At 36.5% G+C, this 19,182-nt stretch carries 16 protein-coding genes; 15 read left to right on the plus strand and 1 reads right to left on the minus strand.

Translation table 11 applies throughout. From position 1 onward, the window contains the following. Window positions 1–17: 17 nt before the first annotated feature. On the minus strand, window positions 18–1,706 hold the full coding sequence (argS, locus tag HBN42_RS04270; RefSeq protein WP_165993837.1) for an arginine--tRNA ligase: 1,689 nt from the start codon (window positions 1,704–1,706) through the stop codon (window positions 18–20). A 287-nt stretch (window positions 1,707–1,993) separates the two neighbouring features. On the opposite strand from argS, the gene argR reads away from it, so the two are divergent. The 15 genes from argR (at window position 1,994) to nrdD (ending at window position 19,111) form a co-directional block, all read left to right on the plus strand. Then, entirely contained in the window at window positions 1,994–2,431 is a 438-nt protein-coding gene (gene argR, locus HBN42_RS04275) for an arginine repressor (protein ID WP_165993838.1), read from the plus strand. Next, a complete protein-coding gene (locus HBN42_RS04280) occupies window positions 2,428–2,781 on the plus strand; it encodes a YlbF family regulator (RefSeq protein WP_165993839.1) in 354 nt (117 codons plus the stop codon). The genes argR and HBN42_RS04280 overlap by 4 nt, the downstream gene beginning before the upstream one ends. Further along, on the plus strand, window positions 2,768–5,320 hold the full coding sequence (mutS, locus tag HBN42_RS04285; RefSeq protein ID WP_165993840.1) for a DNA mismatch repair protein MutS: 2,553 nt from the start codon (window positions 2,768–2,770) through the stop codon (window positions 5,318–5,320). The genes HBN42_RS04280 and mutS overlap by 14 nt, the downstream gene beginning before the upstream one ends. A gap of 306 nt (window positions 5,321–5,626) precedes the next feature. Continuing rightward, window positions 5,627–7,621 (plus strand): DNA mismatch repair endonuclease MutL, encoded by a 1,995-nt coding sequence (gene mutL / locus HBN42_RS04290; RefSeq protein ID WP_165993841.1) that lies wholly within the window; start codon window positions 5,627–5,629, stop codon window positions 7,619–7,621. 11 nt (window positions 7,622–7,632) lie between these two features. Beyond that, window positions 7,633–8,856 carry an MDR family MFS transporter gene (locus tag HBN42_RS04295; protein WP_165993842.1) on the plus strand — a complete coding sequence of 408 codons (1,224 nt, stop codon included), beginning with the start codon at window positions 7,633–7,635 and terminating at the stop codon, window positions 8,854–8,856. Window position 8,857: 1 nt separating this feature from the next. After that, window positions 8,858–9,451: a Holliday junction branch migration protein RuvA gene (gene ruvA, locus HBN42_RS04300; protein ID WP_165993843.1), complete on the plus strand. Its 594-nt coding sequence runs from the start codon at window positions 8,858–8,860 to the stop codon at window positions 9,449–9,451. Window positions 9,452–9,459: 8 nt separating this feature from the next. After that, on the plus strand, window positions 9,460–10,011 hold the full coding sequence (locus HBN42_RS04305) for a DNA-3-methyladenine glycosylase I (RefSeq protein WP_165993844.1): 552 nt from the start codon (window positions 9,460–9,462) through the stop codon (window positions 10,009–10,011). A gap of 281 nt (window positions 10,012–10,292) precedes the next feature. Continuing rightward, window positions 10,293–11,552, plus strand: a complete 1,260-nt coding sequence (locus HBN42_RS04310) for a competence/damage-inducible protein A (RefSeq protein WP_165993845.1) — start codon at window positions 10,293–10,295, stop codon at window positions 11,550–11,552. Between the two features lie 91 nt (window positions 11,553–11,643). After that, on the plus strand, window positions 11,644–12,789 hold the full coding sequence (gene recA / locus HBN42_RS04315) for a recombinase RecA (protein ID WP_165993846.1): 1,146 nt from the start codon (window positions 11,644–11,646) through the stop codon (window positions 12,787–12,789). Between the two features lie 363 nt (window positions 12,790–13,152). Further along, window positions 13,153–13,551 carry a transcriptional regulator Spx gene (gene spx, locus HBN42_RS04320; protein WP_165993847.1) on the plus strand — a complete coding sequence of 133 codons (399 nt, stop codon included), beginning with the start codon at window positions 13,153–13,155 and terminating at the stop codon, window positions 13,549–13,551. A 221-nt stretch (window positions 13,552–13,772) separates the two neighbouring features. Further along, complete coding sequence (locus HBN42_RS04325; protein ID WP_165993848.1) at window positions 13,773–14,042, plus strand: IreB family regulatory phosphoprotein; 270 nt, start codon at window positions 13,773–13,775, stop codon at window positions 14,040–14,042. After that, complete coding sequence (ruvX, locus tag HBN42_RS04330; protein WP_165993849.1) at window positions 14,039–14,458, plus strand: Holliday junction resolvase RuvX; 420 nt, start codon at window positions 14,039–14,041, stop codon at window positions 14,456–14,458. Before HBN42_RS04325 ends, ruvX begins: the two co-directional genes overlap by 4 nt. Window positions 14,459–14,468: 10 nt before the next feature. Beyond that, window positions 14,469–14,774, plus strand: coding sequence for a DUF1292 domain-containing protein (locus HBN42_RS04335; protein ID WP_165993850.1), 306 nt, complete (start codon window positions 14,469–14,471; stop codon window positions 14,772–14,774). Window positions 14,775–15,256: 482 nt separating this feature from the next. Beyond that, window positions 15,257–16,816 carry a DUF2079 domain-containing protein gene (locus HBN42_RS04340; RefSeq protein ID WP_165993851.1) on the plus strand — a complete coding sequence of 520 codons (1,560 nt, stop codon included), beginning with the start codon at window positions 15,257–15,259 and terminating at the stop codon, window positions 16,814–16,816. A 99-nt stretch (window positions 16,817–16,915) separates the two neighbouring features. Further along, window positions 16,916–19,111: an anaerobic ribonucleoside-triphosphate reductase gene (gene nrdD, locus HBN42_RS04345; protein ID WP_165993852.1), complete on the plus strand. Its 2,196-nt coding sequence runs from the start codon at window positions 16,916–16,918 to the stop codon at window positions 19,109–19,111. The last annotated feature ends 71 nt before the right edge of the window (window positions 19,112–19,182 follow it).

A 19,182-nucleotide genomic window follows, 5' to 3' on the forward strand; every position in this document is an offset into this window, starting at 1 on the left:
TTTATTGTAAAAGAATGTTACATCTTTTCAGGAGCTTCTACACCAAGTAAGCGAAGGGCTTCTTTTAAGACGGTAGCAGTTGCATAAGATAGAGCCAGACGGCTATCACGCTCAGGCGTTTGATCTAGGATACGTGTATGTGCGTAATATTTGTTAAATGCTTGTGCCAATTGGATAGCATATTTTGCAATGATTGAAGGATCATATTTTTCAGCAGCACGTTGAATGTTTCTAGAGAAGTTTTGGATAAGTTTGATAATTTCCCAACTTTCAGCATCATTTAGAGAGTAGTTGGCATTGCTATCAGGTGTAAAATTAGCTTTTCTTAGGATAGATTGGATACGTGCGTAAGCGTATTGAACATAAGGACCAGTTTCACCTTCGAAGGAAACCATGGCTTCTAGATCGAAGTCGTAGCCATTATCGCGGTCGGTTTTTAAATCATAGAACTTAATGGCACCGATACCAACTTGTTTAGCCACTTCTTCTTTGCTTTCTAGGTCAGGATTTTTAGCTTCGATTTGTGAAAGTGCACGAGAAACAGCTTCGTCAAGAGTTGGTTCTAGGAGTATGATATTACCTTTACGTGTTGATAATTTTTTCTTATTCTTAGTTACCAAACCAAATGAAACGTGAATCATGTCATCAGACCAGTCAAATCCCATTTCTTTAAGTACAGCTTTGAGTTGTTTAAAATGATTTGATTGTTCTTGTCCAACGACATAAATGTTTTTAACAAAGTTAAATGTTTTCTGACGATACATTGCTGTTGCCATATCACGTGTGATATAAAGCGTTGCGCCATCAGATTTCTTGATAAGAGCTGGTGGTAGATCGTATTTTTCTAAGTCAACAATCTTAGCACCTTTGGAATCTTTAAGGAGGTTTTTAGATTCGAGGATCTCTAAACCTTGATCCATCTTATCATTGTAGAAGGCTTCACCGTGGTAAAAATCAAAGTGAATATTTAATTTTTCATAGATACGGTTAAATTCAACTAAACTTTCGTCACGGAACCATTTCCATAAGTCCCAAGCTTCCTGATCACCATCTTCTAATTTTTTAAACCATAGACGAGCTTCTTTATCTAGTTCAGGTTTTTCTTCAGCTTCGGCATTAATACGAACGTAGAGTTTTAGAAGTTCTGCAATAGGATCAGCTTCGACTGCTGCTTGATCACCCCAAAGTTTATAGGCCACAATGAGCATGCCAAATTGCTTACCCCAATCCCCTAGGTGATTAATACGAAAAAGTTGGTAACCTAATTTTGAGTATAAGTTAGCAATAGCATCCCCAATGACAGTTGAGCGTAAGTGACCAACTGAAAATGGTTTAGCAATATTAGGGCTTGACATGTCTAAAGTAATATTTTGACCATCCCCAATGTGACTTTGTCCATAATCAGATTTTTCAGTGATGACATCATGTAAAACCTTTTCAGAAACTTTACTCTTATCTAAGAAAATATTAACATAAGGACCAAGGGCTACAACTTTTTCAAAGGCACTTGCATCCATTTTTTCAGCAATATCTGAAGCAATCATTTGAGGTGCTTTACGAAGTACTTTTGCTAAAGAGAAAGCAGGAAAGGCAAGGTCACCCATTTCAGAATTTTTTGGTGTTTCAAGCAAGTTGTAAATTGTTTCTTGTTCTAAGTCAGGAACAACTTTGGCAATTTCACTTGCAATAAGAATTTTAGTATCCATCTAGTATCTCCTAAATATGTTTGTCACTTCATTCTATCATAATTTAATAAAATAAACGAGGAATCAATTGAGAAATTATACTATAATAAGTCAAAGAAGTAAATAGTTTTTCTAGAAAGAATTCTAAAATAGACTAATAATTTCTTTTCTTCATTTTTCAGGCAATAACGTGGTTTTTGAAAGTAGAATTTTTTCTAGTATTAGAAAAATAGTCAGCAATTAGATGAAAAAGTGATCTATTTTTGATATAATTTGAGAGGATAATTATACAGTTGGGATGGAATCTTATGAATAAAAAAGAACGTCAGGATCAGATTAGAAGGATTATTCAATCTGAACACATTAGTACCCAAGAAGAAATAAAGAACTGCCTCCATAGAGAAGGTATAACAGTCACACAGGCGACCCTATCAAGAGATTTGAGAGAAATAGGATTATTAAAATTACGTGACGAAAAAGGGAAGCTTTATTACAGTCTTTCAGAACCTGTCAGCTCACCATTTAGCCCAGACATTCGTTTTTATATGATTAGTGTCAATAGAGCTGGCTTTATACTTGTTTTACATACAGACTTAGGTGAGGCAGATGTCCTTGCTAATCTGATTGATAATGATGGTATTGATGATATCTTAGGGACCATTGCAGGGGCAGATACCTTATTGGTTATTTGCCGTACCGAAGAGATTGCATCCCAGTTTGAAAAAGATCTAGCTATGACCATATGAGTACATATGACAATGCATTAGAACAGCTTTTACTTGCAATTAATAATCATAGTAGTATCATTGCTTATAAAAGGGTTGAAAAAAAGATAAACTCATCTGCTGAAATCCAAAAGATGGTTTATGACATGAAAAAGAAACAACAAGATGCGGTTATTTTTGATAAAATAGAAAAGAGTCAGGCCTCACAAATAGCAATGGATGCGTCTAAGAAATTAGAAGAGGAGCTATTAGATAGGCCCATTATTGATGACTACCGTGACAAAATGCAAGATGCTAGTGATTTAATCCAATATGTAACAAAGACCATAGAAGAGAAGATAAATAAGGAGTTAAAAGATGACAAATCTTAAAATATCTCCTGGAATGCAGCAGTATCTGGACATTAAAGAAGATTATCCAGATGCTTTTTTGCTTTTTAGGATGGGTGATTTTTATGAGTTGTTTTATGAAGATGCTGTTAAAGCAGCCCAGCTATTAGAGATAGGCTTAACAAGCCGAAATAAAAATGCTGAAAACCCGATCCCAATGGCCGGGGTGCCGCACCACTCAGCTCAGCAGTATATTGATGTACTTATTGACCTGGGCTATAAGGTGGCCATAGCTGAACAAATGGAAGATCCTAAAACGGCTGTGGGGGTCGTGAAACGTGAAGTCGTTCAGGTTATTACGCCTGGTACGGTTGTAGATTCTAGCAAGGCAAGCAGTTCTAATAATTTTTTGGTGGCAGTTGATTTTGATGGGAAAAATTACGGTCTATCTTATATGGATTTAGCCACTGGAGAATTTTATGTGACAGAACTTGCTGATTTTTCAAGTGTTTGTGGTGAAGTTTTAAACTTAAAGGCTAAAGAAATTGTTATCGGTTTTGATATGACTGATGAAGACAAGTGTCAACTTTCGAGTCAAGACCATTTGCTTCTTTCCTATGAAAACAAAGTGTCTGAAGAGACTGACTTGCTTGACATTAACTTGACAGACCTGGAGTTATCAGCTGCTGGTAAACTGTTACAATATATTCATAAAACACAGATGCGTGAGCTTTCTCATATACAAAAGCTTGTTCACTATGAAATTAAAGACTATTTGCAAATGTCTTTTGCAACAAAAAACAGCTTAGATTTAGTTGAGAATAGTCGAACCAAAAAGAAACATGGCAGTCTATACTGGCTTCTTGATGAGACAAAAACAGCTATGGGAATGCGACTTCTAAAAACCTGGATTGATCGACCCTTGGTTAAAAAAGAGGCCATTTTGGACAGACAAAATATTATCCAGGTCTTTTTAGACAACTTTATCGAACGCTCAGACCTGAGTGATTCTTTAAAAGGGGTTTATGATATTGAACGCCTAACCAGTCGGGTTGCCTTTGGTAAGGTTAATCCTAAGGATCTATTACAACTAGGCCATACTTTGGCGCAGGTTCCTTATATTAAAGCTATTTTGGAGGGTATGGACAGTCCCTACTTAGAGAAAATAATCAAGCAGATTGATACTCTTCCTGAATTAGAAAGTCTGATAAGCTCTGCTATTGATCCAGATGCCCCTGCAACGATCAGTGAAGGGAATATTATTAGGACAGGTTTTGATGAACGTCTAGATCATTATCGAAAGGTAATGAAAGAAGGTACAGGATGGATTGCCGAAGTCGAAGCAAAAGAACGGCAAGCAAGTGGCATCAACAATCTCAAAATTGATTTTAATAGAAAAGATGGCTACTATTTTCATGTGACCAATTCAAATCTGTCCATGGTTCCAGATCATTTCTTTAGGAAAGCGACTTTAAAGAATTCTGAACGTTACGGGACAACAGAGCTGGCAAAGATTGAAGGTCAGATGTTAGAAGCGCGTGACGAGTCTTCTAATTTAGAATACGACATTTTTATGCGTATCAGATCAAAGATAGAGACCTATATAGACAGATTGCAACTATTAGCAAAGGCTATTGCTACGGTTGATGTCTTACAAAGTTTGGCTCTGGTTGCAGAGAAAAACCACTATGTATGTCCAGTCTTTAATAATGATCATGTCATTGATCTGCTTAATGGCCGTCATGCTGTCGTAGAAAAGGTAATGGGAGCACAGGAATATATTCCAAATACGATTCAGTTTGACTGTGAAACGACCATTCAGTTAATTACTGGGCCTAATATGAGTGGTAAGTCTACTTATATGCGACAGTTAGCTTTAACAATTATAATGGCTCAGATGGGCTCTTATGTGGCCTCTGATAAGGCTCAGATACCAATATTTGATGCTATCTTTACTCGTATTGGCGCAGCTGATGATCTGATTTCTGGACAATCTACCTTTATGGTTGAAATGATGGAAGCCAATCATGCCATCAAAAGAGCTAACCCCAATTCCCTTATTTTGTTTGATGAATTAGGACGAGGCACAGCTACATATGATGGTATGGCTCTTGCTCAGTCGATTATTGAATACATCCATGATAAGGTTGGGGCAAAGACCTTGTTTGCGACGCATTATCATGAGTTAACAGCTCTGGAGAATCAGTTAGCACATCTTCAAAATGTCCATGTTGCAACTTTGGAAAAAGATGGAGATGTTACCTTCCTACACAAAATAGCACAGGGACCAGCTGATAAGTCATATGGTATTCACGTTGCTAGAATTGCCGGTTTACCTGAGGATTTATTAGGTAAGGCTTCTCAGCTCCTTCAAAAACTTGAAAATCAATCACAGAGTGTTTCCTATTCAAAAGAAAACTTCAGAAAAGAAGCTATGGAGATCGATGAAAATCAGCAATTAAGCTTATTCCAAAGCCCTATGAATCAAGAAATCATTGAAAAACTAAAGACTGTAGACTTAGTGAATATTACACCAATTCAAGCTATGATTGAGCTTGAGAAACTTAAAAATTTAATCTAAAAAATTGAAGAAAAAACTTTTCTTCAATTTTTTAATAACTTTTTTCCTTTGATCATTGTCTTAAGGCTGGTGTTGAAAGCTGCTTCTCCTAGGAATTTCATACCTAGCTTTTGAGCCTGGGGCTCAAGTTTTTTCATTTTTTAGCATCCCCCTTTGTCTAAGAGTTCTTGGCTGTAATAAGATTTGCTCCATGAACTTCATTTCTTTAGCTCAGCTATTCCCAAAGCTTTGCTTTGGGCTTTATCAACAAAAAGATGACTGTACTTTGAATTGTGTTATAATAACCATAAGAATGCGAGGAGAAACATGAAAAAAATAATCGAATTACCAGAGATTCTCGCCAATCAGATTGCTGCTGGGGAAGTTATTGAAAGACCAGCAAGTGTAGTGAAAGAATTGGTAGAGAATGCCATAGATGCAAACAGTAGTCAAATAACTATAGAGATTGAAGAATCCGGATTAAAATCCATAAAAATAAGGGACAATGGTGAAGGCATTTCTGAGGAAGATTTGCCCTTGAGTATTTGTCGCCATGCAACCAGCAAAATCAAAAATCAGAGTGATCTATTTAGGATTAGAACTCTGGGTTTTAGAGGAGAGGCGCTTGCCTCAGTGGCCTCTATCTGTGAGTTGACAATAGAATCTGCAACAGCCGACTCTGATCATGGTTCAATGCTTGTTGCTAAGGGAGGAAAGATTGAAAAGCAAGTTCCAATTTCTACTCCAGTTGGTACTAAGGTAGGAATTAAGAATTTATTTTATAATACTCCTGCTCGTTTGAAATATATGAAGAGCTTACAGGCTGAGTTAGCTCATATCGTTGATGTTGTCAACCGCCTTAGCTTAGGACATCCAGAAGTTGCTTTTACCCTAATTTGTGATGGTAGAGAATTAACTAAGACATCAGGAACGGGTGATCTCAAACAAGCCATTGCAGGTATTTATGGTCTAAATGCTGTTAAAAAGATGGTGGAAATTTCAAATTCCGATTTAGATTTTGAAGTTAGTGGCTATGTCAGCTTGCCTGAATTAACCAGGGCTAACAGAAACTATATTACTATTTTGATTAATGGTAGGTACATCAAGAATTTTCTATTAAATAGAGCCATACTTGATGGCTACGGTTCAAAATTAATGGTTGGACGTTTCCCCATTGCTATTATTGATATTCAAATTGATCCTTATTTAGCTGATGTAAACGTGCATCCAACTAAACAAGAGGTCCGTATTTCAAAGGAAAAAGAGTTGATGTCTTTAATTAGCTCAGCCATTTCAGAAAGCCTAAGGGCTCAAGATCTGATTCCAGATGCTTTGGAAAATTTAGCTAAGAGGACTACAGGAACAGGTCTAAAGCCAGAGCAAACGACTCTACCCTTACGGTCTCAACAACTTTTCTATGATGCTCAAAAAAACGACTTCTTCCTTAAGGAAACAATGGTTTCTGAAGATAGTCCAAGGACAGAATATCATTTACAGGCGGATGTTGACAGAGGTGTAAACTATGTAAAGGTAGAGGAATCTAGCAGCCAAGCTTATCCTGAGAAAGAGGAGCAAAGGGCAAGTGTTAAACATGCGAGTCGTCCTAATGAAGAAGATCGTCTTGGCAATCATCCAGACTTTGATTTTACTAATAAGCAAAAACTTTCCAACTTGGTTGAAAAACTAGAGAGTGAAGAGCAATCTGTTTTTCCGGAATTAGATTATTTTGGGCAGATGCATGGGACCTATCTTTTTGCTCAAGGTAAAGATGGCTTATTCATCATTGATCAACATGCTGCTCAGGAAAGAGTGAAGTATGAGTATTACAGAGAAAAGATTGGACAGGTTGACAGTAGTTTACAGCAGCTGCTTGTTCCGTATTTATTTGAATTTTCTGGGTCAGACTATATTAATTTACAGGAAAAAATGTCTCTGTTAAATGAAGTAGGTATTTATCTGGAGCCTTATGGTTTAAACACTTTTATTCTTAGAGAGCATCCTATTTGGATGAAAGAAAGTGAAATTGAATCAGGTGTTTATGAAATGTGTGACATGCTTTTACTAACTAATCAAGTGTCCATAAAAACCTACCGTGCAGAGTTAGCTATTATGATGAGCTGTAAACGTTCCATTAAAGCTAACCATAGCTTGGATGATTATTCTGCAAGGCAACTTTTAGTTCAGCTTTCGCAGTGTAAAAATCCTTACAATTGTCCTCATGGACGACCAGTTCTGATTAATTTTAGCAAGGCTGATATGGAAAAAATGTTTCGAAGAATTCAAGAGAATCATAGCAGTCTAAGAGAACTTGGAAAATACTAGAAAGTTGGTAGATGAAAGAATTTTTTAAATTATCTAAAGATCTTCAGATCAGACAGCTAGTCCGCTTTATCACTATTACCTTAGGTAGTAGTATATTTCCTTTCATGGCTATGTATTATACAACTTATTTTGGAACCTTTTGGACTGGACTTTTGATGATGGTTACTAGTTTGTCAGGTTTTTTGGGGACCTTATATGGTGGGCACTTGTCAGACGCTATAGGTCGAAAAAAGGTTGTAGTGATAGGTTCAATTGGCACAAGTACAGGATGGCTCCTAACTATTTGTGCCAACTTGCCAGGTCATGTGTTCCCTTGGCTGACTTTTTCAGGAATCCTCTTGGTGGAAATTTCAACCTGTTTTTATGGCCCGGCCTATGAGGCTATGCTTATTGACCTAACTGATACTAATAATCGTAAGTTTGTTTACACTATTAATTATTGGTTCATTAATATTGCAGTCATGTTTGGGGCTGGAATTTCTGGACTTTTCTATGATCATTATTTTTTAGAATTATTGATTGCTTTGTTCATTGTCAATGTAGCTTGTTTTGCAATTGCTTATATGAAGTTCAGTGAAACAAAACCAAAAGACCAGACCTTCGACCATGATATAGGGGTTCTTGGAACCTTATTAAACTATAAAGAGGTTTTCAAAGACAAGGCCTTTGTTATCTTTACAATAGGATCCATTCTATTTTCTTGTATTTGGCTACAGATGGATAATTATGTTCCCGTACATTTGAAACTCTCTTTTGAGCAATGCCAAATTTTGGGTTACAGTATCACTGGGGCTAAAATGCTTTCAATTATGGTCTTTACCAATACCTTTTTAATTGTGACTTTAATGACTCTTGTTAATAAAATAACTGAAAAATGGTCTTTAAAATCACAGCTTATTATAGGTTCTCTTATCTTTACAATTGGTATGCTGCTTGCTTTTAGCTTTACACACTTTACAGGTATCTGGATCTCTGTTGTCCTCTTTACAATAGGTGAGATGATTAATGTACCGGCTAATCAGGTGCTTAGGGCAGATATGATGGATCAAAGAAAAATTGGTTCTTATACAGGTTTTATCTCTATGGCTCAGCCATTAGGAGCTATTTTGGCAGGTTTACTGGTATCACTTAGTCATTTTACTGGTCAACTTGGCGTTCAGCTCATGTTTATTTTTATTGCAGGTTTTGGCTTATATTTTATTGTAATAGCCGCAAAAATAAAGAAAAAGGTTTAGTATGTTTGATTATATAAAAGGACAGTTAACAAAAATTACAGCTAAATATATAGTGGTTGAAGCAAATGGCTTGGGCTATATTATCTATGTAGCTAACCCTTATAGCTTTACTGATAGTGTCAATCAAAAGGTCACCGTTTATCTCCATCAGGTGATTAGAGAAGATGCCCATCTTTTGTTTGGCTTCCATAGTGAGGATGAAAAAGATGTCTTTTTGAAACTCATATCTGTTTCTGGGATTGGACCAACAACGGCCTTAGCTATTGTGGCTGTTGATGATAATAAGGGCCTGGTTGCAGCCATTGATAATAGTGATATCAAGTATTTGATGAAGTTTCCAAAGATTGGCAAAAAAACAGCTCAGCAGATGGTACTAGATCTAGCAGGGAAGTTTGTTGAGGCACCACAAGGAGAAGTTAAGGTACAAGGCAATCAATCAAGTCAGAATGAACCACTGGATGAAGCTATTGAAGCCTTACTAGCACTTGGTTATAAGGCGAGTGAACTGAAAAAAATCCGTGCTTTCTTTGAAGGTACTGGTGAAACCACAGAACACTACATTAAAGCCGCTTTAAAAATGTTGATGAAAGGCTAGGTAGACCATTGAAACGCTGTTCCTGGGTACCTGTTGACAATCAAATTTATTGTCATTATCATGACTTTGAATGGGGAAAACCCGTAATGAAAGACCAGAAACTCTTTGAATTGCTCTGCTTGGAAAGTTACCAATCTGGTCTCTCCTGGTTGACTGTTTTGAAGAAACGCCAAGCTTTTAAGAAGGTTTTTCATAACTATGATATAGCTAAAGTGGCTGCTTTTTCTGATAAAGAAATGGCTGACGCTTTACAGAATCCACAAATCATCCGCCACAAGCTTAAACTGGCAGCAAGCGTGGCTAACGCAAAAGCTGTGCTAGCAATTCAAGAACGGTATGGCAGTTTTTCTAAATATTTATGGGATTATGTGGGTGGTCAACCGATTGACAACCTTATCAACAAAGATCATCCAGTGCCGGCTCAAACAGAATTATCAAAAACTCTGGCTAAAGACTTGAAAAATCAAGGTTTTAAATTTTTAGGTCCAAAGACTATCTATTCATTTTTGCAAGCTGCTGGTTTGATCAATGATCATGAAGAAGACTGTGATTTTAAATGATTTTTCATGCCACTGGAGAAGAACCAGTGGTGTTTTTACTATTTTATTTCGTTTGAGAGCTAGAGCCATAAACTTAAGTGACGTTAGAACACAATCGGTTTAGGCTGTTTTATAGAGTAAAGTTCAATGCACCATGACATTCATGGTGCATTGATTCCTAATTGTCTATAATTTTAAGAGAGCTAACAAGTCGTTCTTAAGAAGCCGATTTTGAAAAAATAAATTGTCTACTTTTTGTGATAAAATGGAAACAAATTACGAATAGATAAGTAGGTGGTACTATGAAGGCTGAAGTCATTGCAGTAGGGACGGAAATATTAACGGGGCAGATTGTAAATACTAATGCACAATTTTTATCTGAAAAGATGGCTGATCTAGGGATAGATATATATTTTCAAACTGCTGTGGGTGATAATGAGGATAGACTTCTATCTGTAATAGATATTGCCAGTCAACGAAGTGACTTAGTCATTTTATGTGGGGGACTTGGCCCGACAGAAGATGATTTAACCAAAGAAACCCTAGCTAAATATTTAAAGAAGGAACTCGTTTTTGATCCCGTGGCTCATCAAAAATTAGATCACTTTTTTGCAAGTCGCTCAAAATTTTTAAGAACTCCCAATAACGAGCGGCAGGCACAAATAATTGAAGGTTCTCTTCCTTTACAAAATATTACTGGGCTTGCTGTGGGTGGTTTTTTAGAGGTAAATGGTGTCAGTTATGTGCTTTTACCTGGTCCTCCTAGTGAACTAAAACCCATGGTCAATGAGTATTTGCTCCCTATTTTGTCAACAAATCATAATAAGCTTTATTCTAGAGTTCTAAGGTTTTTTGGGATAGGTGAAAGTCACCTGGTCACGATTCTATCTGATTTTATTCACAATCAAACGGATCCAACCATTGCCCCTTACGCTAAGCTTGGTGAGGTAACCCTTCGCTTGTCAACCAAGGCTGACAATCAAGAACTTGCAGACAGCAAGCTCAATAGCTTAGAAGCTCAGCTATTGCAAAGAAAAACCTTAGAAGGTGAGAAATTAGCAGACTTATTGTATGGATACGGAGAGGACAATTCTTTAGCCCGACAGGTTGTTGAGTTACTAAAAGAAAAGGCTATGACTTTGACCGCTGCAGAAAGTTTGACGGCAGGTTTATTCCAAGCCAACCTGGCAGATTTTTCAGGGGCGTCGCAAATTTTTAAGGGTGGTTTTGTTACTTACAGCATTGAGGAAAAGGCAAAAATGCTAGACATTCCACTTAGCCAGCTGCAAGAACATGGAGTTGTTAGTCATTTCACGGCTAAAAAGATGGCAGAACAATCACGGAAATTGACAGCTTCTGATATTGCTATTGGTCTGACTGGTGTTGCGGGTCCAGATGAATTGGAAGGTCATAAAGCAGGAACAGTTTTCATAGGAATTGCTACCGAAAAAACAGTGGAATCAATAGAGGTTCGAATAGGACAACGAAGTCGCTATGACATTAGGCAGATTGCAAGTTTATATGCATTCAACTTGGTCCTAAAAACTTTATTAAATAGTTGAAATTTGGTATACTAACTTATAGTGTGGGAAGAGAAAATGATTGGAAAAATTCCAATCTCAAAGGAAGTTCCCTTTTGAAGAGGAGAAAGATTTGGCAAAAAAAGTTAAGAAAACAGAAGAAATCACTAAAAAATTTGGTGATGACCGTCGTAAAGCCTTAGATGATGCTTTAAAAAATATAGAAAAAGACTTTGGTAAAGGCGCTGTTATGCGCTTAGGTGAACGAGCTGAGCAAAAAGTTCAGGTCATGAGTTCAGGTAGTCTGGCATTGGATATTGCTCTGGGAGCAGGTGGTTACCCTAAAGGTCGTATTATTGAGATTTATGGACCAGAATCATCAGGTAAAACAACTGTTGCATTACATGCGGTAGCACAGGCTCAAAAAGAGGGAGGGATCGCAGCCTTTATTGATGCAGAACATGCACTAGACCCTGCCTATGCAGCCTCTTTGGGAGTTAATATTGATGAGCTTCTACTCTCTCAACCAGATTCAGGAGAGCAAGGACTTGAAATTGCTGGAAAATTAATTGATTCTGGAGCGGTTGATTTAGTGGTTGTGGACTCTGTAGCAGCCTTGGTTCCGCGTGCTGAAATTGACGGAGATATTGGGGACAGCCACGTTGGTTTACAAGCTCGAATGATGAGTCAGGCCATGCGTAAATTATCTGCCTCTATCAACAAAACAAAAACAATTGCAATTTTTATCAACCAACTTCGCGAAAAAGTTGGCGTTATGTTTGGAAATCCAGAAACTACCCCTGGCGGCCGTGCTTTGAAATTCTATTCTTCTGTCCGTCTAGATGTTCGTGGTAATACACAAATCAAAGGTACTGGAGATCAAAAAGATAGCAGTATTGGTAAAGAAACAAAAATTAAAGTTGTGAAAAACAAGGTTGCTCCGCCATTCAAGGTTGCAGAAGTTGAAATAATGTATGGGGAAGGGATTTCTAGGACTGGTGAGCTTATTAAGATCGCATCAGACATGGATATCATTCAAAAAGCAGGTGCCTGGTTCTCTTATCAAGGAGATAAGATTGGTCAAGGTTCTGAGAATGCTAAAAAATTCTTAGCAGATAATCCTGAGATTTTTGAGGAAATTGACCATAAGGTAAGGGTTGCTGTTGGGCTTATTGAAGAAGATGAAAGTGTTCAGTCTAAGAAAGTAGCAGCTGAAGATAAAAAAGCTGATAAGGATGAGTTAGTTCTAGAGCTTGATGCTATTGAAATAGAAGATTAATAAGGCAGTCCAGCGGACTGTTTTTTTAGTTGGAAAGTTGTTAGTAATTTGCCACTTGCTTTTGCCTTTTAAATAATCAGTTTAGGGGGAGTTTTGCTTCCTTCTTGGCAGATCAAAGAAGTGTGGGTTTGAAAGAAATTTGTCTACTTAGACAGAAAGCAATAGAGAAAAGAAGAGAATTTCATTTTATAAAGCTTAATTTTTAGGATTAATAGGTTTCAAATCCGAATGTTAGCTGCCATAAATGGAATTATTGATTGGAAAATAAACTTTAAACCTGCAAAATAGGTCCGAAGACCTATGTTCAAAAATATAAACTGTGTTAGAATGAACTTATCACGATAAAAGAAAGTGAGAAACAACATGATAAAAATATATACGATTTCAAGTTGTACGAGCTGTAAAAAGGCCAAAACATGGTTAAACAGCCACAAGCTCCCATATAAAGAACAAAATCTAGGGAAAGAACCACTTACAAAAGAAGAAATACTGGCAATCTTATCAAAAACTGAAAATGGAGTTGAAAGTATCGTTTCGTCTAAGAATCGTTACGCTAAGGCATTGAATTGCACTATTGATGAATTGAGTGTTAGTGAAGTTGTTGATTTAATTCAGGACAATCCTCGTATTCTTAAAAGTCCTATTTTACTTGATGATAAACGTCTTCAAGTGGGTTACAAGGAAGATGATATTAGGGCTTTTCTACCTCGTTCTATCCGTAACATTGAAAATACTGAAGCACGTCTTCGCGCGGCTCTTTAAAAAAACTCAAGCCTGTGCTGCTTGTAGAAAACTAAATAAATATGACCTTGAGGACTTCATCCTGTACTGCACAGGGTTAGGTCCTTTTAGCTTAGTTTTAATGCCTTTTTAACTGCAGGAGGCATCATATTTTTTTCGGACTCTTGGCTAGAATTCTTGTTAAAATAGAAAAAATAAGCTATAATGAATCAGAGTACTTAATTTAGAAAGAAGGTGTAAGTATGGGATTTACAGATGAGACGGTTCGCTTCAAATTAGATGATGGTGATAAAAAGGAGATAAGTGAAACCCTTACAGCCGTATACCAATCATTAGAGGAAAAAGGTTATAATCCTATTAATCAAATTGTAGGTTATGTATTAAGTGGTGACCCTGCTTACGTTCCAAGATACAATGATGCAAGGAATCAAATCCGTAAATACGAACGAGATGAAATTGTTGAAGAGCTTGTACGCTATTATCTACAAGGAAACGGAATTGATGTTAAATGAGAATAATGGGATTGGACGTTGGCTCTAAAACTGTTGGTGTAGCAATAAGTGATCCCTTAGGTTTTACAGCTCAAGGACTTGAAATCATCAAGATTGATGAAGATAAAAATGAATATGGATTTGAACACCTTGAAGAGCTTGTAAAAGAGTATAAGGTAGATAAATTTGTTCTTGGCCTCCCTAAAAATATGAACAATACTAGCGGTCCTCGTGTGGAAGCTAGTAAAACATATGGTGAGAAAATCGAAAAACTTTTTAATATTCCAGTTTTATATCAGGATGAGCGACTCACTACAGTTGAGGCTGAAAGAATGCTGATAGAGCAGGCTGATATCAGTCGAGGAAAGCGTAAAAAAGTAATTGATAAGTTAGCAGCGCAATTGATTTTACAGAATTATTTAGATAGAACCTTTTAAGGAGAAAAAAATGACACATCATCATGATCATAACCACGAACATGAGGTTATCACACTGGTTGACGAACAAGGTAATGAATCTTTATTTGAAATTTTATTAACCATTGATGGTAAAGAAGAATTTGGTAAAAATTATGTTCTTTTAGTACCTGCTGGTTCTGAAGAAGATGAATCAGGAGAAATTGAAATTCAAGCTTATTCATTTACAGAAAATGAAGATGGCACTGAAGGCGACTTACAACCTATTCCTGAGGATTCTGATGCTGAGTGGGATATGATTGAAGAAGTTTTCAATAGCTTTTTAGACGAAGACTAAGTAAAAGACCCTCTGGAATCTCAAATTGAAGAAAAAGCCTTTAGATCTTCTGTCTCTAAGGGTTTTTCTTATTGATAAAAAGGCTAATAAAGTTTCCAGCAAATAGTGAAAAGAAGACTTCAGTTTGAAAGAAGCCTTTTTTGATACACTTCTTGGGTGATGGGGGTGAGAGCTATTTCTTTTTGATATCTTATGTTCTTTATTTTGTGACCTGAGGTTCAAAAGGATCGTGCTGTTAAATAAAAGGTTTTTAGCATCTCTCGACACAGTCAGTCTAAGGGCTCACTAGGTTGGCAAAGAGCTTTGTCTGTCATAAGATTTTTCTGATAAATAAGCTTTCTTACCTTGTCTATCTTCTTAATATGACTAGTCAGGTTGAGGTGGGCTTGGTCTTTCTGAGAAGTTTAATTCTATTAAAATTCTTTTTGACTAAATACTATATTTTGTTATACTTATTCTATGACAATTCAAGGAGAAAACGTGTGAGTCAGATGAATGATGATAGTCTTAAGGGACAAAACTTGCGTCACCACAATGACAGTCCAACTTTACATACCACTAAATATGAAACAAAGGTTCTTGGACTGCATAAACTTTACATTCTATTTTATAGTTTAATAGCTGCTTTACTGAGCTTTGCTCTGCCTATTTTTACAGATGGTGCCAATAGCTTGCAATCACAAAATCTCTACATTGGGATGATGCTGACCAAGGGGCAGGTTCCTTATAGTGATGTCTTTACAACAGGTGGCTTAGTTTATTTTGTTCTAATTGCTATTAGTTATCTTCTAGGTTCAACGCTCTGTTTACTCCTATTTGAAATAATTGCTTTTTATTTTACGGGCATTTATTTTTATAAGTTGGTAAACTATTTTTCTAGTAGCCAAAAAGTGGCTTCTGCCTTTACATTAGTGTACTTTTTAGTTTCAGTAAGTATTGGTTTTGGCGGCCTTTACCCTGTGCAATTTGCTCTTCCTTTTGTTTTGATGTCATTATGGTTTTTGACCAAGTATTTTGTCAATTTAACAAAAGATGAAACCTTTATTTTATTTGGTTTTTATGGAGCGGTTGCTATGTTAATTGAGCCTAGAACTCTTCTTTTTTGGGCTCTGTCTTCTCTTACTATTATTATTTATAATAGTAAAGAAAAGCAAATTGGGCGTGGGCTCTATCAACTCTTAGCTGCTATTTTTGGAATGCTTCTGGTTTTTTATACTGCCGGTTACTTTATCTTAAACTTACAGATACTAGGTCCTTACTTGGCACAGGCTATTAAGTACCAGTTTACTTATTTTCAAGTTGGTACTCTTCCTCTGCTTCTTGCTTGTATTTTACAATTCTTTGTTTTACTTGGTTTTGGTATTTTAACAGGCTTGACTAAATTTTTTAGACAGCGTAAGGAAGTTGAAGATTCCTTGATCAAGTGGTTGCTGACTTTTGTCATTATAGCTTATGCAGTCATGACTGTTTTGACCTTGGATTATCACCTCAATCTTTTCCTATTTTACCTACCTTTTGGTCTGATCTTAATATCTATTCCCATTAGTGAAAAATTGAATACTCAATTAAGCCATAGCTCACACCGTAGGGTTAGGAATAAAAGAGGAAATGGTCGGGTATTAGGGATTTATTTTGCTAAGTTTATCTATTTGCCTCTAGTTTTGATCTTCCTTTCTTTATTCTTAAATGGTCAAGAAGGTTTTAAACAGTTTGAACAAGGATCAGCCAGGCAAGAAGTTGCAGCTTATCTTTCTCAAAAAGTCGGCTCGTCTGAGAAAATTTATGTTTGGGATGATTCCTCAAAAATTTATTTAGATAGTAAGCTCAAATCGGCTTCGCAATTTGCATCACCATATGTGAATTTGCAAAGTAAAGAGCATCAAAAAATTCTAGAGGATGAATTGTTGCAAAATAGTGCCATTTATTTTGTGCATAATAGGACTAAAAAATTACCTCTTTCAATTCAAAAATTGTTGAGAAAAAATTATATTAGGGACACCAAGCTTGCTGTAAAGGGATTTCATATTTATAAACAAAAATAAGGATAAATCAATATCTTGTGTTTGGATTAAAATATTACCACAAGATATTGATTTTTTTTTATTGAGTGATATAATAGTCCAGTAAGGAGAAATGAAAAAATGACACAAGAAGAAGATAGAGTAATCGTTCAGCCAGACATTAAAGTGATCAAACGAGATGGACGTTTGGTTAATTTTGATACTGGAAAAATTTATAGTGCCTTATTGAAAGCCAGTGTACAAGTGACTAAGATGTCTCCTTTACTTGAGGCCAAGCTGGAAGCTATTTCTGAACGTGTTATTGCTGAGATACAAGAGCGTTTCCCAAACAATATTAAGATCTATGAAATTCAAAATATCGTTGAGCATGAATTACTAGCAGCTAATGAATATGCTATAGCTAAGGAATATATCAATTATCGGACTCAACGTGATTTTGCACGCTCACAAGCTACGGATATTAACTTTTCAATTGATAAATTATTAAATAAGGACCAATCTGTGGTCAATGAAAATGCCAATAAGGACAGTGATGTTTTTAATACCCAACGTGATTTAACAGCAGGTATTGTTGGTAAATCTATTGGCTTAAAAATGTTGCCACCACATGTGGCAAATGCCCATCAAAAAGGGGATATTCATTATCATGATTTAGATTATAGTCCCTATACACCCATGACTAATTGTTGCTTAATTGACTTTAAGGGTATGCTTGCAAATGGGTTCAAAATTGGGAACGCAGAGGTTGAAAGTCCTAAGTCAATCCAAACAGCGACAGCACAGATTTCACAAATCATTGCCAATGTTGCTTCTAGTCAGTACGGAGGCTGTACAGCTGATCGTATTGATGAATTCTTAGCTCCTTATGCTGAATTAAATTACAAGAAACATATGGCTGATGCTGAGAAGTGGGTGCTTGAAGATAAGCGAGAAGAGTATGCTTATAAAAAGACACAAAAAGATATCTATGATGCCATGCAGTCATTGGAGTATGAGATTAACACGCTCTTTACATCTAATGGGCAAACACCTTTTACCTCACTAGGATTTGGTCTTGGTACATCATGGTTTGAAAGGGAAATTCAAAAAGCTATTTTGGCGATTAGAATTAATGGTTTGGGAAGTGAGCACCGTACAGCAATTTTTCCAAAACTGATCTTTACATTAAAACGTGGTTTAAACCTAGAAGAAGATTCTCCTAACTATGATATCAAACAATTAGCCCTTGAATGTGCTACAAAACGGATGTATCCTGATATGTTATCCTATGATAAGATCATCGATTTAACAGGATCCTTTAAGGCTCCAATGGGCTGCCGCTCATTTCTTCAAGGTTGGAAGGATGAAAATGGCGTAGAAGTTAATTCAGGCCGTATGAACTTAGGTGTTGTGACCCTTAACTTACCTCGTATTGCCCTAGAATCAAACGGTGATATGGATAAGTTCTGGGAAATTTTTGAAGAAAGAATGGCTATTGGAAAAGATGCTCTGGTTTACAGGGTTGAACGTGTTAAAGAAGCTAGTCCTGCTAATGCACCTATTCTTTATCAATATGGAGCATTTGGCAAACGTTTGGCAAAGACTGGAAATGTTGATGAATTATTCAGAAACCGCAGAGCAACAGTTTCCTTAGGCTATATAGGTCTTTACGAGGTGGCTTCGGTCTTTTACGGGGGAGAATGGGAAGACAATAAAGAGGCTAAAGACTTTACAGTAACCATTATCAAGAAGATGAAAGAAGCTTGTACAGCTTGGTCTGACGAATATGGTTATCATTTCTCTGTTTATTCAACACCATCAGAAAGTTTAACAGATCGCTTTTGTCGTTTAGATACTGAGAAGTTTGGAATCCTTGAAAACATAACTGATAAAGAGTATTATACTAATTCCTTCCACTACGATGTTCGTAAAAATCCAACACCATTTGAAAAACTGGATTTTGAAAAAGTTTATCCAGAAGCTGGAGCCTCAGGTGGTTTCATTCACTACTGTGAATATCCTGTCCTTCAACAAAATCCAAAAGCTTTAGAGGCTGTTTGGGATTATGCTTATGACCGTGTGGGTTATTTGGGTACAAATACGCCTATTGATAAGTGTTATAAATGTCAGTTTGAAGGAGATTTCACACCAACAGAACGGGGCTTTACCTGTCCAAACTGTGGGAATAACGATCCTAAAACAGTAGATGTGGTGAAAAGAACCTGTGGCTACTTGGGAAATCCTCAAGCACGACCAATGGTTAAGGGACGTCATAAGGAAATAGCAGCTCGTGTCAAACATATGAATGGTTCAACAATTAAATATCCTGGTATATAAGTAATCAAAAACACTGTATGATAGATATTTTAAGCTTAGGTTACTTCTTTAAGTAACCTTTTAATAATAGT

Source organism: Streptococcus catagoni, from assembly GCF_011421425.1.
In the GTDB taxonomy this organism is placed as follows: domain Bacteria; phylum Bacillota; class Bacilli; order Lactobacillales; family Streptococcaceae; genus Streptococcus; species Streptococcus catagoni.